We start from the raw sequence: 19480 nt of genomic DNA, 5'->3' as shown, positions 1-19480 counted from the left end.
AGTGAATCAAGAAACTCGCAAAGGCGGTTTAGGTCGGGGTCTTGCCGCATTGATCACTTCGAGTCCACGCCCTGACACCCGCATTGGTAGTAGCGCTGCCGACGTTGTCTTTGGTCCACAATCCACGAACAAAGATCCTCAGGCCACAGAGACTGAACCCAAAGCGGAAAAAGCTACTAATGGCACTGGTAAATCAAAAAACAAAAAAGCTGCTAAAGCAAAGAAATCCGCTGATAAAAATCTAGCAGCAAAGAATATAAGCGACACTGGTCGTGTTAATCCCATCATCGCCCAGGCAATACAGGATAAGGCACAACAAGAGGCCAGTACCAAAGACCAAGTAGATCAATTTGGGGCTAGCTATCAAGAAATACCCATCGGCCTACTCATTCCTAATGACAAAAACCCACGTCAAGTATTCGATGAGGATGATCTTGGCGAGCTAGTGCACTCCATTAGCGAATTTGGACTATTACAACCAATCGTGGTGCGTTCTACTGGTGATGGGCGCTATGAAATCATCATGGGTGAGCGTCGTTGGCGAGCATCCTCTAAAGCAGGATTAAAAACGATACCTGCCATTGTGCGTCAAACAGACGATTCCGATATGCTGCGCGACGCTCTGCTGGAAAATATCCACCGAGTACAACTCAACCCACTAGAAGAAGCTGCTGCTTATCAACAACTTCTTGAAGAGTTTGGGGTAACAAAAAATGAATTGGCGGATAAATTAGGTCGTTCGCGTCCCATGATTTCTAACATGATTCGCCTATTAGGTTTGCCTGTATCTGTGCAACGCAAAGTTGCTGCAGGTGTGCTTTCCGCTGGACATGCCAGAGCAATCCTGGGTCTAAAGCAAGGCGAACAAGCACAAATTACGCTGGCAGAACGCGTTATCGCTGAGGGAATGTCTGTGCGCGCCACGGAAGAAGCGGTTACTTTGCTCAATCGTGGAGAAGAAAAAGCGCAGCCAGTCAAGCGGGCTAAAGCACCTACACCGCAGTATTTCTCTCAAGCGGCTCAGACTCTAGCAGATGATCTTGACACTAAAGTATCTGTCACTGTGGGTAAACGTAAAGGAAGAATTGTGGTGGAATTTGGTGGTCGTGATGATTTTGACCGCATCATGGAGATTCTTAAACATCAATAAGCCCCTCAATAAATAGAAAAATATAGCGCTGTGGGAAACACAGCGCTATATTTTTCAGCTATCGCAAGGGAATCACAGTCCTTCTTTGGCAAGTAACTCACTGAACTTATAAGTACCAGTAGGCTGATTATCATTATCAAGTAGATAAAGTCGCTTTACCGCAACAACGATAGCCTCTGCAATAGCATCACGCTGGGCAGGATCAGCCAAAATAGCAACATCACCAGGATTGGTGAGATAACCAGCCACAATTTCCACAGTAGGCATCTTGGTCATGCGCAGTAAATCCCAGGTGCGACCATGACTACCACAGTTGATAAGCGAGGTGCGGGCAACAATCTCACGCTGAATAACGCTAGAGAGCAACTCGCCAATAACCGAGGAAGTTCCCTGCTGAGAACCAAAATAGAAGGTAGCTACACCATTGGCTTTTTCATTATGATAGTGATCGCATTGTAGGCAAATCATTAGGTCAGCGTCGAAAGCATTAGCTAGCTCAGCACGATCCTTATGCGACGGATTATCGTGGCGTGATCGAGAAACAATGGTTTCCATACCGGCAGCAATCATGCGCCCTTCGATGCGGCTCGCGAGATCCCAGATGATTTCCTCTTCAGTGATGTCACCAAAAGGTCCTTTGACAACAATGCCTTTATCATTTCCGCCTAGAGCTGGGTCAAGAACTACCCTTTTACCAGCTAATTGTGGTCCCGCAGCGCGGACTATTTCACGCTCGCGAAGCACTTGCGGAGAACCGCCAGTGATTCTTCTGCCCAAGCGCTTAAAAGCGCGGATAGTGTTAGGACCACAAATACCATCAATGTTGAGTCCATAATTCATTTGATAATTTACTAGGGCTTTGTGAGTATGCTCACCAAAATGCCCATCAACACGATCAGTATAGAAACCGAGTTCCTGGAGCTGGCTCTGCAATTGGGCGACATCATCGCCAACTAATTGATTACCAGGCTGGTAACTAAGAACACGCGCCCCCAGGGTATAGGAAGCCTCGCGCAACACTCGCAAAGTTGTTTCATCAATTTCTCCTGAAGCGATAATGCCACGAGATTGCTGAAAGCCCCTGAGAGCGTGCGCAAGATCCTCGTCGAAAAGTGTGTCTGCATCAGTGTATGTTTGCTTTTTAGCATCTTGGATGCTGATTGTCGCCGCACCTTCGGATTCATTAAGTGATCCCAGGCGCGCAAGCGATAACCTGACTTCGGCAACTCGTGGGCTACGATCACCGACTTTTAGCGTTTCAGACACGTTATAGGTTCCTCATATAGCTGACTAGAATGATACTGCTCTAGGATACCAGTTAGATATACTTTTTTAGTTCAGCAACAATCTCAGATTTAGAGCGAACTCCCACAAATTCTGAGACTTTCTCGCCACCTTGGAAAATAAGCACGCTAGGGATTGACATGATCTGGAACATGGCACCAAGGGTACGCTCTGCATCAACATCTACCTTTGCCACAACTACTTGATCACCTAGTTCAGCGGCAACTTCTTCAATAATTGGACCTAGTTTTTTGCATGGACCGCACCATTCAGCCCAAAAATCTACTAATACTGGTCGATCAGCCTCAATAACGGTAGATCGGAATGTATCTTGCGTAACATTAATAACATTTGTACTCATATGTGCTCCCAAAATTAGTTATATTCAGTCATATCAAGTTATACACTAGCCAAATAGTGTTCTACATCAATAGCGCCGCGTGCACCAGAACCAGCGGCAGTAATTGCTTGCTGGTAGTAGTCATCAACAAGGTCGCCGATGGCAAATACGCCAGGAACATTAGTGCGAGTTGAAGGCTGAGCAACGATGACATATCCATGCTCGTCGACGTCTACCTGTGGGCTAAACATCTCAGAACGTGGATCATGTCCGATGGCGACGAACATAGCAGTTACGTCGAGAGTGCTGGTTTCTTCCGTGACAGTATCACGTAATACAAGCCCACTAACAGAGTTCTCACCAGTGACTTCTACCACGGCTTTATTGGTTAAGAAGGTGATTTTCTCATTGTTCTTTGCTCGCTCTAACATAATTGCTGAGGCACGGAACTCGTCTCGGCGGTGAATGATAGTTACTGATTTAGCGAATTTAGTGAGGAAAATTGCTTCCTCCATAGCGGAATCACCACCACCAATAACAGCAATATCATGATCCTTGAAGAAGAAACCATCACAGGTAGCACAGGCAGATACTCCGCGTCCTAAAAGGGTTTGTTCACCAGGGACACCAAGATAACGAGGTGCAGAACCGGTGGCAAGAATAACAGCTTTTGCTTGGTAGAGCTCATCATCTACCCAAACTTTTTTCACATCGCCATCAAGATCAACACGGGTGACCAATTCCATTCTGAGATCAGCACCAAATCGTTGTGCCTGAGTGCGCATATTTTCCATAAGATCAGGTCCCATAATGCCGTCTGGAAAACCAGGGAAATTTTCTACCTCAGTAGTGGTCATGAGGGAACCACCATATTCGATACCCTCAAAAACAAGTGGCGCTAATTCTGCACGTGCTGCATAAAGAGCAGCAGTATAACCTGCAGGACCAGAACCGATAATGATGACATTGTGAATTGTATTGGTATCGCTCATTGCATGACCTTTCAATGCTTATGACTATTGCTGAGTATTAGTGCATACTGAGTGCAGTTAACTCAAGTGTAATCGTGACCGCCATGTTCTTCTAACGACGCTGCCATAGGCATTATTCCACTACATTCTGAACTAAACATCATGCATTGAGCGCTAAATGTGTCTTGAGGTTTTCTCGCGCACGCGAACGACGAGACTTAATAGTGCCAGGACGTACCCCTAATTCTTGGGCAGCGTGAGTAGTGTCAAAACCTAAAAGATCAACAAGTGTTACGGCATTTCTTTGCTCCATTGGTAAAAGAAACAGGGCTGAGTTAATCATGATGCCGGTCGTAAAGCTCTCTGTAGGATCTGCACTCGTTGCTTTGGTAATTTTTTGCTGAGATAGTACATCGTCAATGGTGATGTGATTATCATGATTTTTCCGTTTCGCGTAGAGATCATGCGCATTATTTTGGATAAGTCTATGCAGCCACGTCGAAAAGCTTGATTTGCCACTATAAAGATGTATTTTGTAAAAGGCTTTGAGTAGTCCATCTTGCAGGACGTCGGTGGCATCTTCAATAGTGTTGGTATAGCGCTTGGCGATGGCCCACACTCGTCGAAAATGTTTGGCCACGAGGTCATTGTATGAGGCATAATTGCCACCCAAAAAATCATCAATGAGCAAATCATCCTCGGTAGTGATGACGATATCGCCAAGGGCTGCGAGATATTCAGCAGGTTTGAGCATGAAACATGGTGTGATACCTGTCGTAGTTGGTATAGGCACTATGGGCATATTTCCCCCACTCACGTATGAAGAATGTCGATTGAATTACTAAACAATGAGAAATTATTGATTAGTATTGGAAAACAAAATTTTACCGCTATGGTTATTATCGTCATATGCACACCGCAGTGAACAGAAAACCATACTGTGCCCACACTGCGCTTATACAGCGTTTATGCACAGGAAATATCAGTGATAAAAGCACACTATCCCCTAAAGGGTTACACACCTTTAAGGGATAGCTACAGGAATCCGCCCAAGAACTTACTAATTGCCAATCACTGCCAACTCCACAATTGCATTCTGATTATCCTCAGGAGCACTGGTGATATAAAGCAGCACACCAGCCAATTGCTGCTTAGATGAAAGCGTAATCGAGTTTTCTGTGGTGGTAAGCGTCTTTTCTGCCAATAGTGGCAAGTTATTCACAGAATCTACCTGCTCCTCATCAACAATGCCATATACCTTGACATCCATTGGCTGATCATTGACCGTAGTAACTTCTAATTCGCTAATAATGCCTGGCACAACAGTGCGTACCTCAAGTCCTTGTTGGCTATGAACAAGCCAAGAAGTCTGAGGATCACCGTCGATAGTAAAAGCACTGCTATTGACACTATCTTGGCTGAGCATAGTCGGATCTTGTGCCCATGCTTGGACAGAACTAATAGGACGAATGAGCTCTGGCGACGGCACAGCTTGGGTTTTAGAACCAACAATGTTATCAGCAGAAATAGGGGCATCATTGGAGTCATGCGACAAAAGCGTAGTCAAATAAGCAGTAAGCAATGCACAAATCAGCACCAACACCACGGCAACTATAGTCAAAATCCCGATACCCTTATTGCTATAGCCTGCTCGACCAAAACCAGGAACATTTGCCGGCCGTGGTGCCTTATCCTCAGTCACAGCAAGAGCAGTGGGCTGTTTCTCATCCACATCAGCATGAGGTAACTCAAGGCCAGCCAATTTTTCGGGCAATTGCTCTGGTGGTGTATGCATAAGAGCAGCAATATCAGCAGGTGCAGTTTCCGGATCAATCAATTGACCCAAACCAGCACGAATACCACGCAAATCATTCTCCGCATGAGTACCAGGAAGAACCGCAGGGAAAGCCAACACCGCATGACCCTCAGTAGAAATACGAATACGTGCTCGGTTATCCAACCCCAGCGGAGTGTCTATCTCATGTGCTTTCGTCACTGCTTGGGCAAGCGGCTCGAAAGCATAAGCAGCAGCATAAGGATTCGGGTTAGTTTGTGCGATAGAACTCAACGAACGCCCAGGAACCCAATCAGCAATAATCAGCACCCCATCTCCATAAGGCTCAATTGCGATACCACTAGCAATAGCAGGATGATTAAGAGCAGCCAATACTCGCGTGCGACGAGTAACCTGCGCATTGAGTTGCGCAATTTTGATCCGCAATCCAGTAGGAGTGATATTGCGCGGACTATCTTGTGCTGCCAATTTGCTGAGATCAACGAATACAAGAGCCACTTCCCTACCCGTGGCGCTTTCTTTAGCCTGCCAGAAACGAGCGCCAGTAACACCACCGTGAGCTGCTAAGAGTCGGAATCTACCCGCTGACACCTCTGCACCAGCGATAAGCCGTGGACCATGCACAATACCAGCAGACATAGGAGGTGGAACAGGTGTGGAATTAAAGGAATCGTCGAAAGCAAGGGCTTCTGCACTAACAAAGGATTGCGCATTTAATTGAGGAGTTTCCTGCTCACCAACAGGCGACACACGAATAATTTTATTAAGCCCCGGTATGCGAGTTAGTGAGCGGGCAATGCTATTTACTTCCTCTAGCTTAGAGCGGCTTAATACGATACCAGTCACAAGAAGAAATACCGTGCCGTCGAAAAGCAAAAAGATAATGTGATGCGCACTGCCTAGAGAACTCACCACGGGCAGCACAGTGCCCAGGGCATTAAGCGCCCAAGAACAACCAAGAGCAGCAATAACACCGATACCAGATGCTCCCAGAGCCCAGAATACACTGCGCATAACCGTTGCACTGCCTAAAGAACCTAATTTGCGCCTGAGCAAAAAACCACCAATAACCGCACCACTGATAAAACCAAAACCATTTGCGGCAGCCAGCAAAATCACCACATTTTCTGGTCGGTTAGCAAGCAACGGAGCCAAGCACGATAACAAAACCTTGGTGACCGTAATACCAGCGATAATAAAGGTCGGCGTCCAGGCTTCTTCGCGCGCATAAAACACACGTAAATGCAATAGCACTGTGGCATAAGGCAAAAGCGTAAACGCTGAAAAGCTCAAGGTCATACCCAAAATAGTGGCATCGTGATGATCAAATTCACCATAGGCAAACAACCCGGTAGCAATAGGAGTACCAAAGGCAGTAAAAAACACCACGATAGGGATAAGCGCCAGATAAGTCAGCTTAGAGCCAAGCACCAAATCCTTGACCACTGCATTATTATCACCGTCGGCAGCATTACGCGATAACCGAGGCATAATTGCTGTCAAAAGCGTTACCCCGATAATGCCATAAGGCATCTGCAATAATAACCACGCTTGCTGATAGATATTTGGTGCCCCACCATCTGCACTGGAGGCAATGCGAGTGGTAATGCTATAACCAAATTGCGAGATAGCAACATAAACGACGATAGCCAAAGCCATCCCAGCAAATTCTTTCAAGCGAGCGTCAATTCCCCACAAAGGCTTAAGCGAAATACCTGAACGACGAATTGCCGGTAACAAAATGAGCATCTGCACTACCACACCCAAGGTGGTTCCTAAGCCCAACAACAAAATATGCGGATCACTCAGCGACGCTGGCTCCGAAGGAGATAACTGCCCAGGCAAGAAGCGATAAGCAAGCATGACTGCCAACCCGATAACATTATTAGCTACCGGAGCCCACGCCCCTGGCTTAAACACCCCTTTGGTGTTCAGCACTGCCATAAGCAGCGCAAAAAGCCCATAGAAAATAATTTGCGGCAAGAGTAAATAAGCAAAGTTCGTCGCCTGAATAACATTTACTTTGCCATCACTTTTTAGCATGAGCCTCGTAAGAAAAGGCGCAGCCAGCACAGAAATAATAGTGATAGAACCTAAAAGCGCTGTGGCAAGAGTAAATAACTGACGCACAAAACGTTCACCACGGTCAGGATCTTCCTTCTCAGCACGCACCAAAACTGGGATAACCAACGAGGTCAGCACCGCGCCGAGCACAATCTCAGTAATGAGATTAGGCAAGGTATTTGCGGTATTAAACGCAGAGGAAATCGCTGAACCCAAGGTCGTAACAATAACGACATTGCGCAAAAAACCAGTGATACGCGAAAAAAGCGTCGCAATGGCCATCGAACCAGTAGAGCGCACCACAGTCGAGTAATTCTCAGCTGCTTTTTCTTCCTCGGTGCTTTGCGTGCCTTCGACCTGCTGAGCCTTGGTATCATCCTTAGGCTGAGCAGCACTCAACGCACTTTGATCAGAATGTGCCTTCTGCATTGGCTTTTCTTGGAGCAAAGAACGATCGTGTTTTTGCGCCACCAAACACTTGTCATCTCCCTTAGGTGTTTGTTCAGGAACTGGCGCCGGTGCTGCTGCTTGCACAAAACGACGACGAACACCAGAAGATTCCCTGTGTGCATCCACAATGAGTCTCGCAATCTATTATCTATACATTATCCAGTGCCAAATATGAAGAATATAGAAGAATATATAAGGACATATCAGGCTGAACTACTTAACTACCACCATCAGTGTTACGAGTGGTGTCGTTGGCATTATGCTCGCCATTATGCTCAGATTTGTCGGAATGCCTGCTACGACGAGTTCTAACACTATAACTGTCTTGAGCCCGGTTATGAATCCTCGACTTCATACGATTACGTATCTGCGTACTTTTCTTCCGAACTCGCATGGTCTTTATCTCTTGGAGATTCCACGCAACTCGACCAGATTGTTGCCGCGATTGCGAACGTGAACCATCAGTGTGGTGCACTTTTCTACGGCGCAACACTACCCTACCCAGCAATAATGCGGTCAGACCAAAAACCATAATGATCGTGAGCATGGAAGAACCAAAAATTCCAGAACGCGTTTGCACCCCAATAGTAACTGGTGGACTAATGGCAGCATTCTGCGGTGTCGCCAACCATAAGGACAAATCAGTGCGCTTATTGTCAGTGGCCAATTCAGCAGTCATCGACACTGTAATAGACCCTTTTGCTGGAATAATCAAAGAATCTGGCACATCAACGCTAGTTCCAGCAGGACCGTTATATTGGATATTTGCATTTACCGGCAATGGCAAGCCATTTTGAGCCACGATCAAAATAGGAGAAGAATCACTGATCCGAGTATATACATTGCCCGGTGGCAATAACCCAACCGAATTACGTAATTGAGTTAAGGTATCTCGATTCGCGTCAAGAATGGCATATGCCCTGTTCACGCTCTCATCAAAGCTGCGGATAGTATCGCGCCCAGAATGAGTGAGTGCGCGTAAAATATCTCGGCGTAGGGGTGCGGTGAAATTATAGGGAGACAGGGCTAATTTTTTATCGTTGATCATCAATGAAGTGAGGTCATCGATATAATCTGCCTGCTGCTTGGCGCGCATAATTTCGGTTTCGGATAGCACAGTCGGGTCGTCGAAAGGCGAGCCATAATGCTCACTGTCATTTTGGCTATCCTGTTGTTCTTTGAGTTGTTCTAATTGTTCTCGTTTGGCGTCGTCGAGCTGCATATAGCTTTCCACCGCTAGTGCTTGTGCCTCATTTTCTGCTAAGAGCTGTGCTGCGGTATCGAGCAACTGACTGGGATCGCTTATCGACGTCGGCAGCATGGCAAGCACTGGCTTGGTGGCAGTTGCAATGCTTTGTCGTAGTGCTGCATCTGCTGTGGCATTGCGTGCTGCTAGGGAGTCACGGTAAGGATCAATGCGTGTAGCAGTGTTGCCATAGCCGATCATCTGTGGATTATCGCCCATTGTTGCCAGTGATGCTGCTAGGGAACTATCAAAGCTAATGGCATATATTTGTGGCGCTAAGTAGCTGAACTGATCTACTTGTGGGACTTGCCACAAGGAGTTATCTGCCACTACTACCCGCACTGGTTGTGCCGGTGTGGGGTGAGTAGCACTTTCGACGCTGCTGCGTCTAGTTTCTTCGAGAGAACTGGAGCTAGAGTTATTGCGATCCGGATTTTGTGGTGCAGTATTTTTTTGTTGAGTATCCCATTCTTCAGCAAGGTCAGCACTGTGTTCGAGTTCATTATTGAGCGCACTGCTATCTGCAAAGCCGAGGTTATGCGCTGTTTCTTCTTCGATGTAGCCGCTAGGCGCGATAAGGACATCGAGAGGATGTGCGTCAAGTACCTTTTCTAAGGTGCGTTTTCCTTGTAGAGTTGCTTCACGCATAAGCCAAGAATTATTCGTTGCAGCAACAGCATTGAGATCGGTATTTGCCCAGGGTAATGCGATGGTGCATGAGTTTTTCGCTAGTTCTTTTAGGCGTGCTACAGTTTTTTTTGCTTCTGCTGCGCCTTTGCCTTCTGCAAGGGTGAGTTCTTGGGTATCGAGTCCCCAGGAGTCGCGTAAGCGTTGCTTCTTCGATACGACACTTGGACGTGTATCAGCTACCTGGTATCCCTCTTGCATTCTGCTGAGTGTATCCACTAGCTGTGGGTCGAGTGCCACACAACTGGCATGAGCTAATTGCGGATGTGCTGCTATTGCTTGTTCATAGACATCAAGCAGCTTATCGACGCGACCCTGTTCTTTGAGCTGTTCAATTAAGTTTTCATTGCGCAAAATAAGGGGAGCTTTTTTGGGTGCATCCCCAGTTTCACCAGGAAGAATATCGATGTTGGTGGTGATGGGATAAATAATACTGAGCTGTGCAGGGGTGTGTTCTGGCTGTGTGGCTGTCTGTTTTGTTTCCGGTTCTTTATTTTCTGCTGGCGGTGTGGGTGCTTGCGGTGGTTCAGAAACGGAAAGGGTGAATCTGCTTGTGGTGTATTTTCCTTCTTCATCACTGAGTTTGATGAGGATAGGATAGAAACCTGCGGTGAGTAGGTTGAGGCTTTCTGCGTCGCCAGTTGTGGTAATCGGAAGCGAGATTTCTATTGATTTCCCTGGTTGAATCACTGTATTTGCTAGGGAATCAACTGTTTTTTCTTGTGCTTGATAAGGGAAAAAACTAGGGTCACCTACGAGCACTTTGCGTGTGCCAGCTAATGTTTGCTCTGCGTCGGCATGGGAGACGCTTAATACCAAGTCAGATGTATTGATGGCATGATCGCTATGGTTAGTGATCGTGACGCCTATTTTTATGGAATCACCGAGCATTGTCTTTGAGGGGACGTCGTGAAGCTCTAGACTCATTGAGGTATCTTCGACTCGTAGTTCTGGATTAACCCACAGGTTTGCTACGTCTGGGTTAGTCGGTGATAGTGGAAAAACCTCTGCCTGTGCCCTGGGTATAGGAGTTAGTCCTATGGCTGTGCTAGAACCAAGTGCACATATGAGCATGGTTGCAGATATGTGTCGGGCAAGGCGATGAGTGGTGTGGTTTTTTCTCATCGTGGTGTGCTCCTCCCCTCGCTTGCCTCCTGCCTTGCGTATTGAGGTAAAAGTTCGTAGGCGATACGAGCTAGTTTGCGTTCATCTGCATAGGCAAAATGCTCAATGAGCTGTGAGGCAGGTATCCATGCCACTTCGGTAACTTCAGGGTCTTCGTCATTGAGGTCACCATCAACATAGCGTAATAAATGGTGGTGAACTGTTTTGTGGATCCGAACTCCTTCGGAGACAAACCAATAATCAATGGTGCCTAGGTCGGCAAATACTTCGCCATGAATACCAGTTTCTTCCCAGACCTCGCGTTCGGCAGTAGCGGCAATATCTTCACCATCTTCTACGTGACCTTTAGGCATGGACCATAGAATTCGTCCGCGGCGGTCGAGTCGACCGATGAGTGCAACATATACCCTATCGAGTGCGATACTTCCGTCTTCGCGTATTGCTTCTGCCAGTCCTGACATGACCAAGCCGCCGGCTGAGGTTTCATTACGCACCACCATTGTGCTGTTGTGGCTACTACGCTTTGGCGATTGGCGGAAATTCTTTCCACTCGTTCCATTCTTGTGATTCCGCCTACGACCACGTGAATTACGTGTAGCACGTGAATGTGGTGCACCAGCATTATTTTTTCTATTGCGAGCGGTACGACGACGTTTTGCGCCTTTATTATTCTCAGTTCCACTGTCCGTTTGCCGTGGTTTTTGCCCAGCACGCGTATTTTTCTTTGCTTCTGAGGAATGAGTTTGTGCGCTTTCTGCATGAGAGTTGCCCCGTCGGCGCGCACCTTGATTGTTTTTATTTTGTTTTTTCTTCTCTTTTGTCTGAGAAACTTGCTGCTGTGATTGTTGCCCTGATTGCTTCGAGGTGCGTTTATCCTGATCCTCGCGAGCATGGGCAGCATTATTATTGTGATTATTATTGTGAGCACGTGTGTGTGCTTGGGAATGTGAACGCCTACGGCGACGCCTGCGCTGTGCTGCAGGTGTTCGACCTGTCTGCGCTGGTTGTGCCTGGGAATTATCGTTCATTACTGTCATGCTAACTGCTAGGAGGGGGTAGCGGTGCTACGAACCGCTTTTAACTAGAATTATTTAAGCATACCGAGTCGATGGACGTAGAGTCGATTTACCCTATTCTGTTTTTCGTCCATTAGCGTGGTGGAAACAATGGAAAAGCCGACTAGAGCAGGTAGGATGTTCTGAGTGAATCCACAACATATTGATATTCAGTTAGCTGGTGTTTTAGCTCGTGCACAGGCAGCCCTCAACCAGGAAAAGGCACTGCTGCAACCATTAGCTCAGCTATTCCATGAGCATGGTTATCAGCTGTATGTGGTTGGTGGGTGTGTTCGTGATGCCTTGTTGGGAACCTTAAGCAATGATTTGGATTTCACAACTAATGCTCGCCCACAAGCCATTAAGGAAATTCTTTCTGGCTTTGCCGACGCTATCTGGGAGCCAGGTATTGCTTATGGCACAATCTCTGCAGAGAAAGATGAGCGGCAACTAGAGATAACGACGTTCCGTTCTGATACTTATGATGGGCATAGTCGTAATCCTGAGGTGCTTTTTGGCGATCGGCTTGAAGACGATCTCATTCGTCGAGATTTTCGGGTTAATGCAATGGCAATTGAGATCCTTCCCGATGGTTCTATGCAATTCCACGACCCTATGGGTGGGCTTGATGATCTCATGGCATCGCGTTTGGATACTCCTGCTACCCCAGAGCAAAGTTTTCATGATGATCCGTTGCGAATGTTGCGCGCGGCGCGTTTTGCTGCTCAATTAAACTTTGAGGTTGCTGAGCGGGTCCGGGTGGCAATGGCGCAGATGTCTCAGGATATTGCGCGCATTACTGCTGAGCGGATTAGAGCGGAATTAGATAAGTTGATGCTTGGTCAAGCACCGTGGCAAGGCATTGGGTTGATCGTCGATACGCATATCGCAGATATTATTTTCCCTGAGATTCCTGCTTTGCAATTAGAGCAGGATGAGCATCAACAGCATAAGGATGTTTATGCTCATTCTCTTAAGGTGCTGCGGCAGGCGATTGGGCATGAGCAAGAGCCTGATTTGGTGCTGCGGTGGGCAGCTTTACTGCATGATATTGGCAAGCCGGATACGCGTGCTTTTAATGAGCAGGGTCATGTGTCCTTTCACCAGCATGAGGTGGTGGGTGCTAAGTTGGCTCGACGACGTATGCGCGCATTGAAATACTCCAAGCAGATGATTAGTGATGTGAGCCAGCTGATTTATTTGCATATGCGTTTTCATGGATTCAGCGACTCTGATTGGACTGATTCCGCGGTACGACGTTATGTAGCAGATGCTGGGGAACTTTTGCCACGTTTGCATAAGCTAGTTCGTTCTGACTGCACGACGCGTAATAAGAAAAAAGCAGATCGTTTAGCTCGTGCTTATGATCGCTTAGAAGAACGCATTGAAGCCTTGGCTGCTGCGGAGGATCTTGCACGAGTGCGCCCTGATCTGGATGGGAATGAGATTATGGAAATCCTCGGCTTACAGCCCGGTCCAGAGGTGGGACAAGCATGGACATTCCTCAAGGAATTGCGGCTTGAATGTGGACCATTGCCGAGAGAAGAAGCGATTACCCGATTACAGCAGTGGTGGGCGCATACGCAGAAGGAAGGAAAATGATGTCTCGGTTATTTGCGGATTCCTTATTCAACGCGATGGAAAAAATTGATCCTGTGCCTGGGATGTTGCTCCTGGCCTCCCCTGGTCTTGCCAGTGATGACTTTGCCCGTAGCGTCATTTTGCTCTTGGAACATAATGAGATGAGAAGTTTTGGGGTGAACCTGGTTGCTCGTAGCGACATTGCCATCGGTAATGTGTTGCCTGAGTGGATTGATCTGGTAGCAAAACCCAAAGTTCTCTACATTGGTGGTCCGATCAATCAACAGGCTGTTGTTGGTGTTGGTGTGACTAAGCCTGATGTGGATATTGCGCAGCATGATTGTTTAACCCGTTTAGCTAATCGACTGGTGCATATTGATCTGCATACTTCACCCCAGCAGCTTGATGACCTCATTCAGGAAATGCGTATGTTTGTTGGTTATGCAGAGTGGGCGCCTGGTCAATTAGCGGAAGAAATCGAATGCGGCGAATGGTATGTTACTCCTGCCCTGCCTTCCGACGTTACGGCTGCCGGTGTTGTTGATGTATGGGGCAGTATTATGCGTCGGCAGCCAATGCCATTACCATTGTTTTCAACCTATCCAGAAGAGATTACCGATAACTGATGGTTTCACATGAAACGCGCAAAGAAATACTCGCTGCCATTAAACTTTCGTGGGCAGTGGGTTTGGGGCTTATCCCGCTAGGTCTTGCTTTTGGTCTTTTTCTCACACAATCTGGTTTTGACTGGTGGTGGACGCCTATCTTCTCCATCGTTATCTATGCAGGTTCTATGGAGTTTCTTGCTGTGGGATTAGTAACCCAGGGTGTTGGTCCTCTTTCTGCTGCTTTGACTGGTTTTATGGTGAATTTCCGCCATATTTTTTATGGACTGACTTTTCCACGACATCGGATCAAGAATAAATACGCCAAAGGTTATGTGACTTATGCACTTACTGACGAGTCCTATGCCATAGTCTCAGCCCATGATCTAGCTGCAACTCGTCGAGCTGAAAAACAGCTTTCTGGTAGGCAGATACTTACTATTGTCATTTGGTGCCAATTGCTATGGGTAGTGTCAGGTATTTTCGGTGCCTTGTGCGGAGCGTTTTTGCCTGCAGACATTAAAGGTATGGATTTTGCACTCACTGCCCTTTTCGCAGTTTTAGCGTGGGAGGCTTTTGCTGCTCACAAAGATTTATCATTGATAATTATCGCCAGCTGTCTTGCCTTGGCTGTAATCGTATTGGCTCCAGATAAAATACTTGTCCTCGCACTGACCCTTTACTTTCTGAGTCTAGTGCTGCGGCATCTCTCACCGAGATTGGATAAAGCATTAGAAATTCAACTAGGGAGTAGCGATAAGGATACAAAGCATGATTAACGAATTCACTGCTACTGCCCTAGCAGGGCTCCCGCCAGAGGTAACTTTAGAAAAAGTTGTGGCTGTGCTGTTGCCCGTGGGTATTGTCACCGTTTTATTGCGTCAACTTCCCTTTAGTGCTGTTCGCTTTCTTAAGGGAAGCTCTTTTATGGCATTATTGTCGCGAACAATGCCTGTGGGTGTTATGACAGTGCTCGTTATCTATACGCTCTATAGTTCCCGAACTAATCCAGGCGGTATAGGTGCTTCTGCATTAGCGTTATTTGCTACATTGCTCCTGCATTGGTGGCGCAGGAATGCTGGGCTATCGATCGTGGGCGGAGTTGTGTGTTATATGCTGCTAGTGAACATTGTGTTTGCTTAGCCTAATTCCGGGAATTTTTCTAGGACTTCTTGCCATAAAGCAAAGAAGTCCTTTTCTGTCAGGTAGTTACTCTTAATATCGGGAAAATTCTTATACTTTTCAGGATGAGGCACGGTTCTTTCCGGCGGTGCAGCAAGATTACGTGTGGTGCTTTCATTGGCGGCACCCTGAACTCTGCCGTGAGGATCCAATTCAATAATTTTGAGCAAAGAACATGGTTGCCCTGCTATATGCTCTTGCAGCTGTGCGATATGAGTGCTGGTGCCCACTTGTGGGATTGTCATCGTTAAGCGTATATAAAGTAATTTGCTCATAGAGTTTTAGTTTAACGCATGATTTTTTTAAGGGCAGTTTCACGTGAAACTGCCCTGCGTTACTTATGTCCTATTCACGGGCATAGCGACCGGCTAACCAAGAACAAATGATTAGCTGCACTTGATGGAAAATCATCAACGGCAGAATTAAAATGCTGAGATTAGTGCTTGGGAAAATAATTGCGGCAATTGGTAGTCCAGACGCTAGTGATTTCTTTGAGCCGCAAAAACTAATGGCAATGGTATCTTTTCTGTTGAACCGAAGCAGTGCACTGATTTTTTTGCTTAGAAATAGCATAAAACTTACGAGTAAAACAGAGAATATGATGAGGGTGATTATTTGCCAGGGTGCTATTGCTGACCAGATATGCTCCACCATTCCTGCAGAAAAAGCCGAATAGACAACCATGGCTATGGATCCCCTATCCACAATTTTCGTTGCTTTGCTTGCTGCTAAACGGGCGACCCAGGGGCGAGTGAGTTGACCTAGAATAAACGGAACTAGCAGTTGTAGCGATATGTCCATGAATACCGAAATGTCTATACTGACGGATTCCCCATTATTGGAATTGCCCATTAATAGGAATACCAATAATGGTGTCAAAACAACCCCAGCCAGATTAGAGACAGACGCTGCGACAATAGCTCCTGCAACATTGCCCTTGGCCATCCCAGTGAATGCTACAGAAGATTGTACCGTGGATGGAACCAGAGTTAGATAAAGAATACCAAGATAGAGTTGTGACCCTAAAAGATGTGTTAGTGGTTGTAGTCCCAGGCCAATAAGCGGGAAAATGACGAAAGTAAAACTGAGAACTGTAAGATGTAGCTTCCAGTTTTTCAGCCCGTCGAGAGCTTCTCTGGTGGATAAGCGCGCGCCATAGAGGTAAAACAACAGTGCAATACTTAGCTTGACACCGTAGCTAAATAGCTCAGCAAATCTGCCTTGAGCAGGGAAAATAATCGCGATAAGAACCGCGGAAAGAATAATGACAATCAGTGGGTCCAGTTTTTCTAGCCAGTGGAGCATGGTCATATTCTAGAGGGTATTTTCCCTGGTGTCAGGCAAACTTTTAGCTAAGAGGCGCTGAGCTTTTCACCTTCATTTTTGAGTGTAGCCGCGGTAAGTGGTGCCCGAGAAGGTCCGCTACTTACTGAGCCATCAGCGATATTGAACTCTGACCCATGCTTTGGGCAGCGCACGGTGTTGCCGTTGACCATAGTAATAATGCCATTAGCGTGCGGGCATATCGCAGAATAGGCTTTGTACTCTCCTTTAGTGGGCTGGGCGATGATGAACTTATCAACAATGATCGCACTACCGACGGGTACATCTTGGACAGAAACCGATGCGGAGCCGCTGCCACCACTACCCTGGCTGCAACCACTCAGAGCAAGAGCGCCAGCGAAAGTGGTTGCGGTACCAAGTAAGAAAGAGCGACGGGAACAAACTGTGGCAGATTTTTGGGAGTGAGTAGACATGATTCCATTATATCTCAGTCGTTCCTATGGGTGAGCAATTACATCACTGTGACGTAATTCTAATGACCTCAGGGCTGGCCAGAAAATTGCTAAAAATCTTTTGTCAGTGACGAGTCGCTGCTTTCATAGCAGAAACAAACTCATGGAGTTCTTTTTTGAGAGCTGGCATATCGGTAATATGAGCCGGGTTGGGATGAGTACCAGTTGTATGTGATTCGATAATGGCAGTAATCGCAGAACCGGTGATCGCTCCAGCGGCACCCGCGGAAATAGCATCAGCTACATGGGTTGGTGTAGAGATACCAAACCCAAGCAATACCGGTGCTCCATCATAACGAGTGATATTATCAATTACTTCCTTTAGACCAGTGGTCTGTGATTCACGCTCAGTACCAGTTACTCCATCACGTGAAATGGCATAAATATATCCGCGAGAATGTCTTGCCACTCCTTCAAGAGTTTGTGCACTTGCAGCAGCAGGAGCAATAAAAATAGGTGCAATACCAGCTACTTCAGCAGCTTTAATGAACTCATTAGCCTCTCTCACTGGAATGTCTGGCAGCAAAATACTATCGGCACCAGCTTGAGCAAACTCTTGATAGAAGGCATCGATTCCACGACTAAAAGGAACATTGCCATAAATGAGCATTCCAATGGGGAGCTGTGGATTTTCTGAACGAATAACCTTAATCAGTTCTAAGGCGGAGTCGATCGTTGCGTGATTATCAAGTGCTCGCAGGTGTGATTTTTGGATTGTTGGTCCGTCGGCAACTGGATCTGAAAAAGGGACACCGAGTTCTAAAGCGTCTGCTCCTGCGTCGATAAGCGTGCGGATGATCTCCAGACATTCTGCAGGAGAAGGGTCGCCAAGCATGACAAATGGCACAAAGGCACCTTCGTTTTTTGCGGATAGGGTGTCAAATAGTTGGGCGTAGCGATTGTGTGTCATTGGGCGATCTCCTGGAGTTTGAGTTCGGGGCGTTGTTCAAGCGTGCGACGAATGTGATCCACATCTTTGTCGCCACGACCCGATAACGAAACGAGAATGCTAATGTGCTCGCCTTTTTCCTCTGCCTGAGCAGCACGGTCAAGGGCATAGGCGAGAGCGTGACTTGACTCAAGAGCAGGGATAATCCCCTCTTTTAGCGAGAGAAGTTGAAAGGCCTGGAGAGCCTGCTCATCAGTGACAGCAACATACTGTGCACGTCCAGTAGCAGCGAGATAAGCATGTTGTGGTCCGACACCTGGATAGTCCAATCCCGCAGAGATGGAATATGACTCTTCCACTTGTCCTTCTTCATCGCGCATGAGATAGCTTTTTGCTCCATGCAGAATACCCATTTGACCATTGTTAATGGTTGCACCATGCTTGCCGCTGGCTAGACCAGCACCTCCTGGTTCTGCGCCAACTAATTCCACGGATTCTTCGTCGATAAAGTCGGCGAAAATACCAATGGCATTGGATCCACCACCCACACAGGCAACCACAACGTCAGGTAATCCACCCGTCTGCTCTAGCATTTGTTGTTTTGCTTCGGTGGAAATTACTCTGTGGAACTCTCGCACAATGGTGGGAAATGGGTGTGGGCCGGCCGCTGTGCCAAGTAAGTAGTGCGACTCATGGAATGTGGCAGTCCAATCCCGTAATGCCTCATTCACAGCGTCTTTGAGTGTGCCTGAACCAGAATCGACTGGAACAACCTGTGCACCCATCAATTGCATACGATATACATTTGGTTGTTGGCGTGCCACGTCGGTAGCACCCATATAGATCACACACTCTAGTCCGAGTAGTGCACAAGCTAAGGCAGTTGCAGTGCCGTGTTGTCCAGCTCCGGTTTCTGCGATAATGCGTTTTTTGCCCATGCGCTTAGCCAGAAGTGCTTGACCAATTACTTGGTTGGTCTTGTGCGCACCGCCATGCACCAGATCCTCACGTTTGAGGAAAATCTGTGCATAGCCCTTCCCTTTTCCTGGTAGCGGTAAATTAGAACATAGGGTAAGCGGTGTTGGGCGCCCGAGGTAATCACGGAAATAGCCGCGTAGTTCGGTGAGGAAACTTTCGTCATTCATGGCATCGACAAAGGCTTGTTCTAATTGATCAAGCGCCGGAATGAGTGATTCTGGGACATACTGTCCGCCGAACTCACCAAAATATGCTGGTAATAATGTTTTTTCTGTCATTTCT

General features: G+C 47.0%; 17 protein-coding genes. 5 read left to right on the top strand and 12 right to left on the bottom strand.

Annotation, left to right across the window (positions count from 1 at the left end):
* Position 1 precedes the first annotated feature (1 nt).
* The gene (locus tag EML15_RS03750; protein ID WP_144273539.1) at positions 2-1150 is read left to right on the top strand and encodes a ParB/RepB/Spo0J family partition protein; all 1149 of its coding nucleotides are present in this window, start codon (positions 2-4) and stop codon (positions 1148-1150) included.
* Positions 1151-1222: 72 nt separating this feature from the next.
* Here EML15_RS03750 and EML15_RS03745 read toward each other — a convergent pair whose 3' ends face one another.
* The 7 genes from EML15_RS03745 to EML15_RS03715 form a co-directional block, all read right to left on the bottom strand.
* Positions 1223-2416 carry an N-acetylmuramoyl-L-alanine amidase gene (locus tag EML15_RS03745; protein WP_144273538.1) on the bottom strand — a complete coding sequence of 398 codons (1194 nt, stop codon included), beginning with the start codon at positions 2414-2416 and terminating at the stop codon, positions 1223-1225.
* Positions 2417-2468: 52 nt separating this feature from the next.
* Positions 2469-2795 carry a thioredoxin gene (trxA, locus tag EML15_RS03740; protein WP_144273537.1) on the bottom strand — a complete coding sequence of 109 codons (327 nt, stop codon included), beginning with the start codon at positions 2793-2795 and terminating at the stop codon, positions 2469-2471.
* A gap of 38 nt (positions 2796-2833) precedes the next feature.
* Positions 2834-3766, bottom strand: coding sequence for a thioredoxin-disulfide reductase (trxB, locus tag EML15_RS03735; protein WP_144273536.1), 933 nt, complete (start codon positions 3764-3766; stop codon positions 2834-2836).
* A gap of 139 nt (positions 3767-3905) precedes the next feature.
* Positions 3906-4499: a sigma-70 family RNA polymerase sigma factor gene (locus tag EML15_RS03730; protein ID WP_185967167.1), complete on the bottom strand. Its 594-nt coding sequence runs from the start codon at positions 4497-4499 to the stop codon at positions 3906-3908.
* Between the two features lie 306 nt (positions 4500-4805).
* Entirely contained in the window at positions 4806-8180 is a 3375-nt protein-coding gene (gene murJ, locus EML15_RS03725; RefSeq protein WP_255455979.1) for a murein biosynthesis integral membrane protein MurJ, read from the bottom strand.
* 91 nt (positions 8181-8271) lie between these two features.
* Positions 8272-11112 (bottom strand): hypothetical protein, encoded by a 2841-nt coding sequence (locus EML15_RS03720; RefSeq protein WP_144273534.1) that lies wholly within the window; start codon positions 11110-11112, stop codon positions 8272-8274.
* Positions 11109-12140, bottom strand: coding sequence for an NUDIX hydrolase (locus EML15_RS03715; protein ID WP_144273533.1), 1032 nt, complete (start codon positions 12138-12140; stop codon positions 11109-11111). Before EML15_RS03715 ends, EML15_RS03720 begins: the two co-directional genes overlap by 4 nt.
* Positions 12141-12335: 195 nt before the next feature.
* Here EML15_RS03715 and EML15_RS03710 point away from each other — a divergent pair, with 195 nt between their 5' ends.
* From EML15_RS03710 to EML15_RS03695, 4 genes are read left to right on the top strand one after another with little or no spacing between them, the layout of a single operon-like run.
* On the top strand, positions 12336-13769 hold the full coding sequence (locus EML15_RS03710; RefSeq protein ID WP_246847017.1) for a CCA tRNA nucleotidyltransferase: 1434 nt from the start codon (positions 12336-12338) through the stop codon (positions 13767-13769).
* Positions 13769-14374, top strand: a complete 606-nt coding sequence (locus EML15_RS03705) for a YqgE/AlgH family protein (protein WP_144274090.1) — start codon at positions 13769-13771, stop codon at positions 14372-14374. Before EML15_RS03710 ends, EML15_RS03705 begins: the two co-directional genes overlap by 1 nt.
* Positions 14374-15132, top strand: coding sequence for an AzlC family ABC transporter permease (locus tag EML15_RS03700; protein ID WP_144273531.1), 759 nt, complete (start codon positions 14374-14376; stop codon positions 15130-15132). The genes EML15_RS03705 and EML15_RS03700 overlap by 1 nt, the downstream gene beginning before the upstream one ends.
* Complete coding sequence (locus tag EML15_RS03695; protein ID WP_144273530.1) at positions 15125-15496, top strand: AzlD domain-containing protein; 372 nt, start codon at positions 15125-15127, stop codon at positions 15494-15496. The genes EML15_RS03700 and EML15_RS03695 overlap by 8 nt, the downstream gene beginning before the upstream one ends.
* On the opposite strand, the gene EML15_RS03690 is transcribed toward EML15_RS03695, so the two are convergent.
* The 5 genes from EML15_RS03690 to trpB all read right to left on the bottom strand — a co-directional run bounded on the left by EML15_RS03690 (position 15493) and on the right by trpB (position 19476).
* Positions 15493-15810 carry a hypothetical protein gene (locus EML15_RS03690; RefSeq protein WP_144273529.1) on the bottom strand — a complete coding sequence of 106 codons (318 nt, stop codon included), beginning with the start codon at positions 15808-15810 and terminating at the stop codon, positions 15493-15495. The genes EML15_RS03695 and EML15_RS03690 overlap by 4 nt on opposite strands.
* A 70-nt stretch (positions 15811-15880) precedes the next feature.
* Positions 15881-16840, bottom strand: coding sequence for a bile acid:sodium symporter family protein (locus EML15_RS03685; RefSeq protein WP_144274088.1), 960 nt, complete (start codon positions 16838-16840; stop codon positions 15881-15883).
* A gap of 47 nt (positions 16841-16887) precedes the next feature.
* On the bottom strand, positions 16888-17292 hold the full coding sequence (locus EML15_RS03680) for a Rieske (2Fe-2S) protein (RefSeq protein WP_144273528.1): 405 nt from the start codon (positions 17290-17292) through the stop codon (positions 16888-16890).
* 103 nt (positions 17293-17395) lie between these two features.
* The gene (gene trpA / locus EML15_RS03675; RefSeq protein ID WP_144273527.1) at positions 17396-18241 is read right to left on the bottom strand and encodes a tryptophan synthase subunit alpha; all 846 of its coding nucleotides are present in this window, start codon (positions 18239-18241) and stop codon (positions 17396-17398) included.
* Complete coding sequence (trpB, locus tag EML15_RS03670; RefSeq protein WP_144273526.1) at positions 18238-19476, bottom strand: tryptophan synthase subunit beta; 1239 nt, start codon at positions 19474-19476, stop codon at positions 18238-18240. Before trpB ends, trpA begins: the two co-directional genes overlap by 4 nt.
* Positions 19477-19480: the final 4 nt, after the last annotated feature.

Origin of the sequence: Corynebacterium sp. sy017, assembly GCF_017918135.1 — a bacterium.
In the GTDB taxonomy this organism is placed as follows: Bacteria; Actinomycetota; Actinomycetes; order Mycobacteriales; family Mycobacteriaceae; genus Corynebacterium.
The sequence above is the reverse complement of the archived record's forward strand: the minus strand, read 5'-3'. Positions and strand labels throughout refer to the sequence as shown.

Coding starts and splice junctions, on each gene's coding strand:
- trxB (WP_144273536.1), bottom strand. CDS start 3,766: ATGAGCGATACCAATACAATTCACAATGTCATCATTATCGGTTCTGGT.
- trxA (WP_144273537.1), bottom strand. CDS start 2,795: ATGAGTACAAATGTTATTAATGTTACGCAAGATACATTCCGATCTACC.
- EML15_RS03730 (WP_185967167.1), bottom strand. CDS start 4,499: ATGCTCAAACCTGCTGAATATCTCGCAGCCCTTGGCGATATCGTCATC.
- EML15_RS03705 (WP_144274090.1), top strand. CDS start 13,769: ATGTCTCGGTTATTTGCGGATTCCTTATTCAACGCGATGGAAAAAATT.
- EML15_RS03700 (WP_144273531.1), top strand. CDS start 14,374: ATGGTTTCACATGAAACGCGCAAAGAAATACTCGCTGCCATTAAACTT.
- EML15_RS03690 (WP_144273529.1), bottom strand. CDS start 15,810: ATGAGCAAATTACTTTATATACGCTTAACGATGACAATCCCACAAGTG.
- EML15_RS03695 (WP_144273530.1), top strand. CDS start 15,125: ATGATTAACGAATTCACTGCTACTGCCCTAGCAGGGCTCCCGCCAGAG.
- trpB (WP_144273526.1), bottom strand. CDS start 19,476: ATGACAGAAAAAACATTATTACCAGCATATTTTGGTGAGTTCGGCGGA.
- EML15_RS03685 (WP_144274088.1), bottom strand. CDS start 16,840: ATGCTCCACTGGCTAGAAAAACTGGACCCACTGATTGTCATTATTCTT.
- EML15_RS03680 (WP_144273528.1), bottom strand. CDS start 17,292: ATGTCTACTCACTCCCAAAAATCTGCCACAGTTTGTTCCCGTCGCTCT.
- EML15_RS03715 (WP_144273533.1), bottom strand. CDS start 12,140: ATGAACGATAATTCCCAGGCACAACCAGCGCAGACAGGTCGAACACCT.
- EML15_RS03720 (WP_144273534.1), bottom strand. CDS start 11,112: ATGAGAAAAAACCACACCACTCATCGCCTTGCCCGACACATATCTGCA.
- trpA (WP_144273527.1), bottom strand. CDS start 18,241: ATGACACACAATCGCTACGCCCAACTATTTGACACCCTATCCGCAAAA.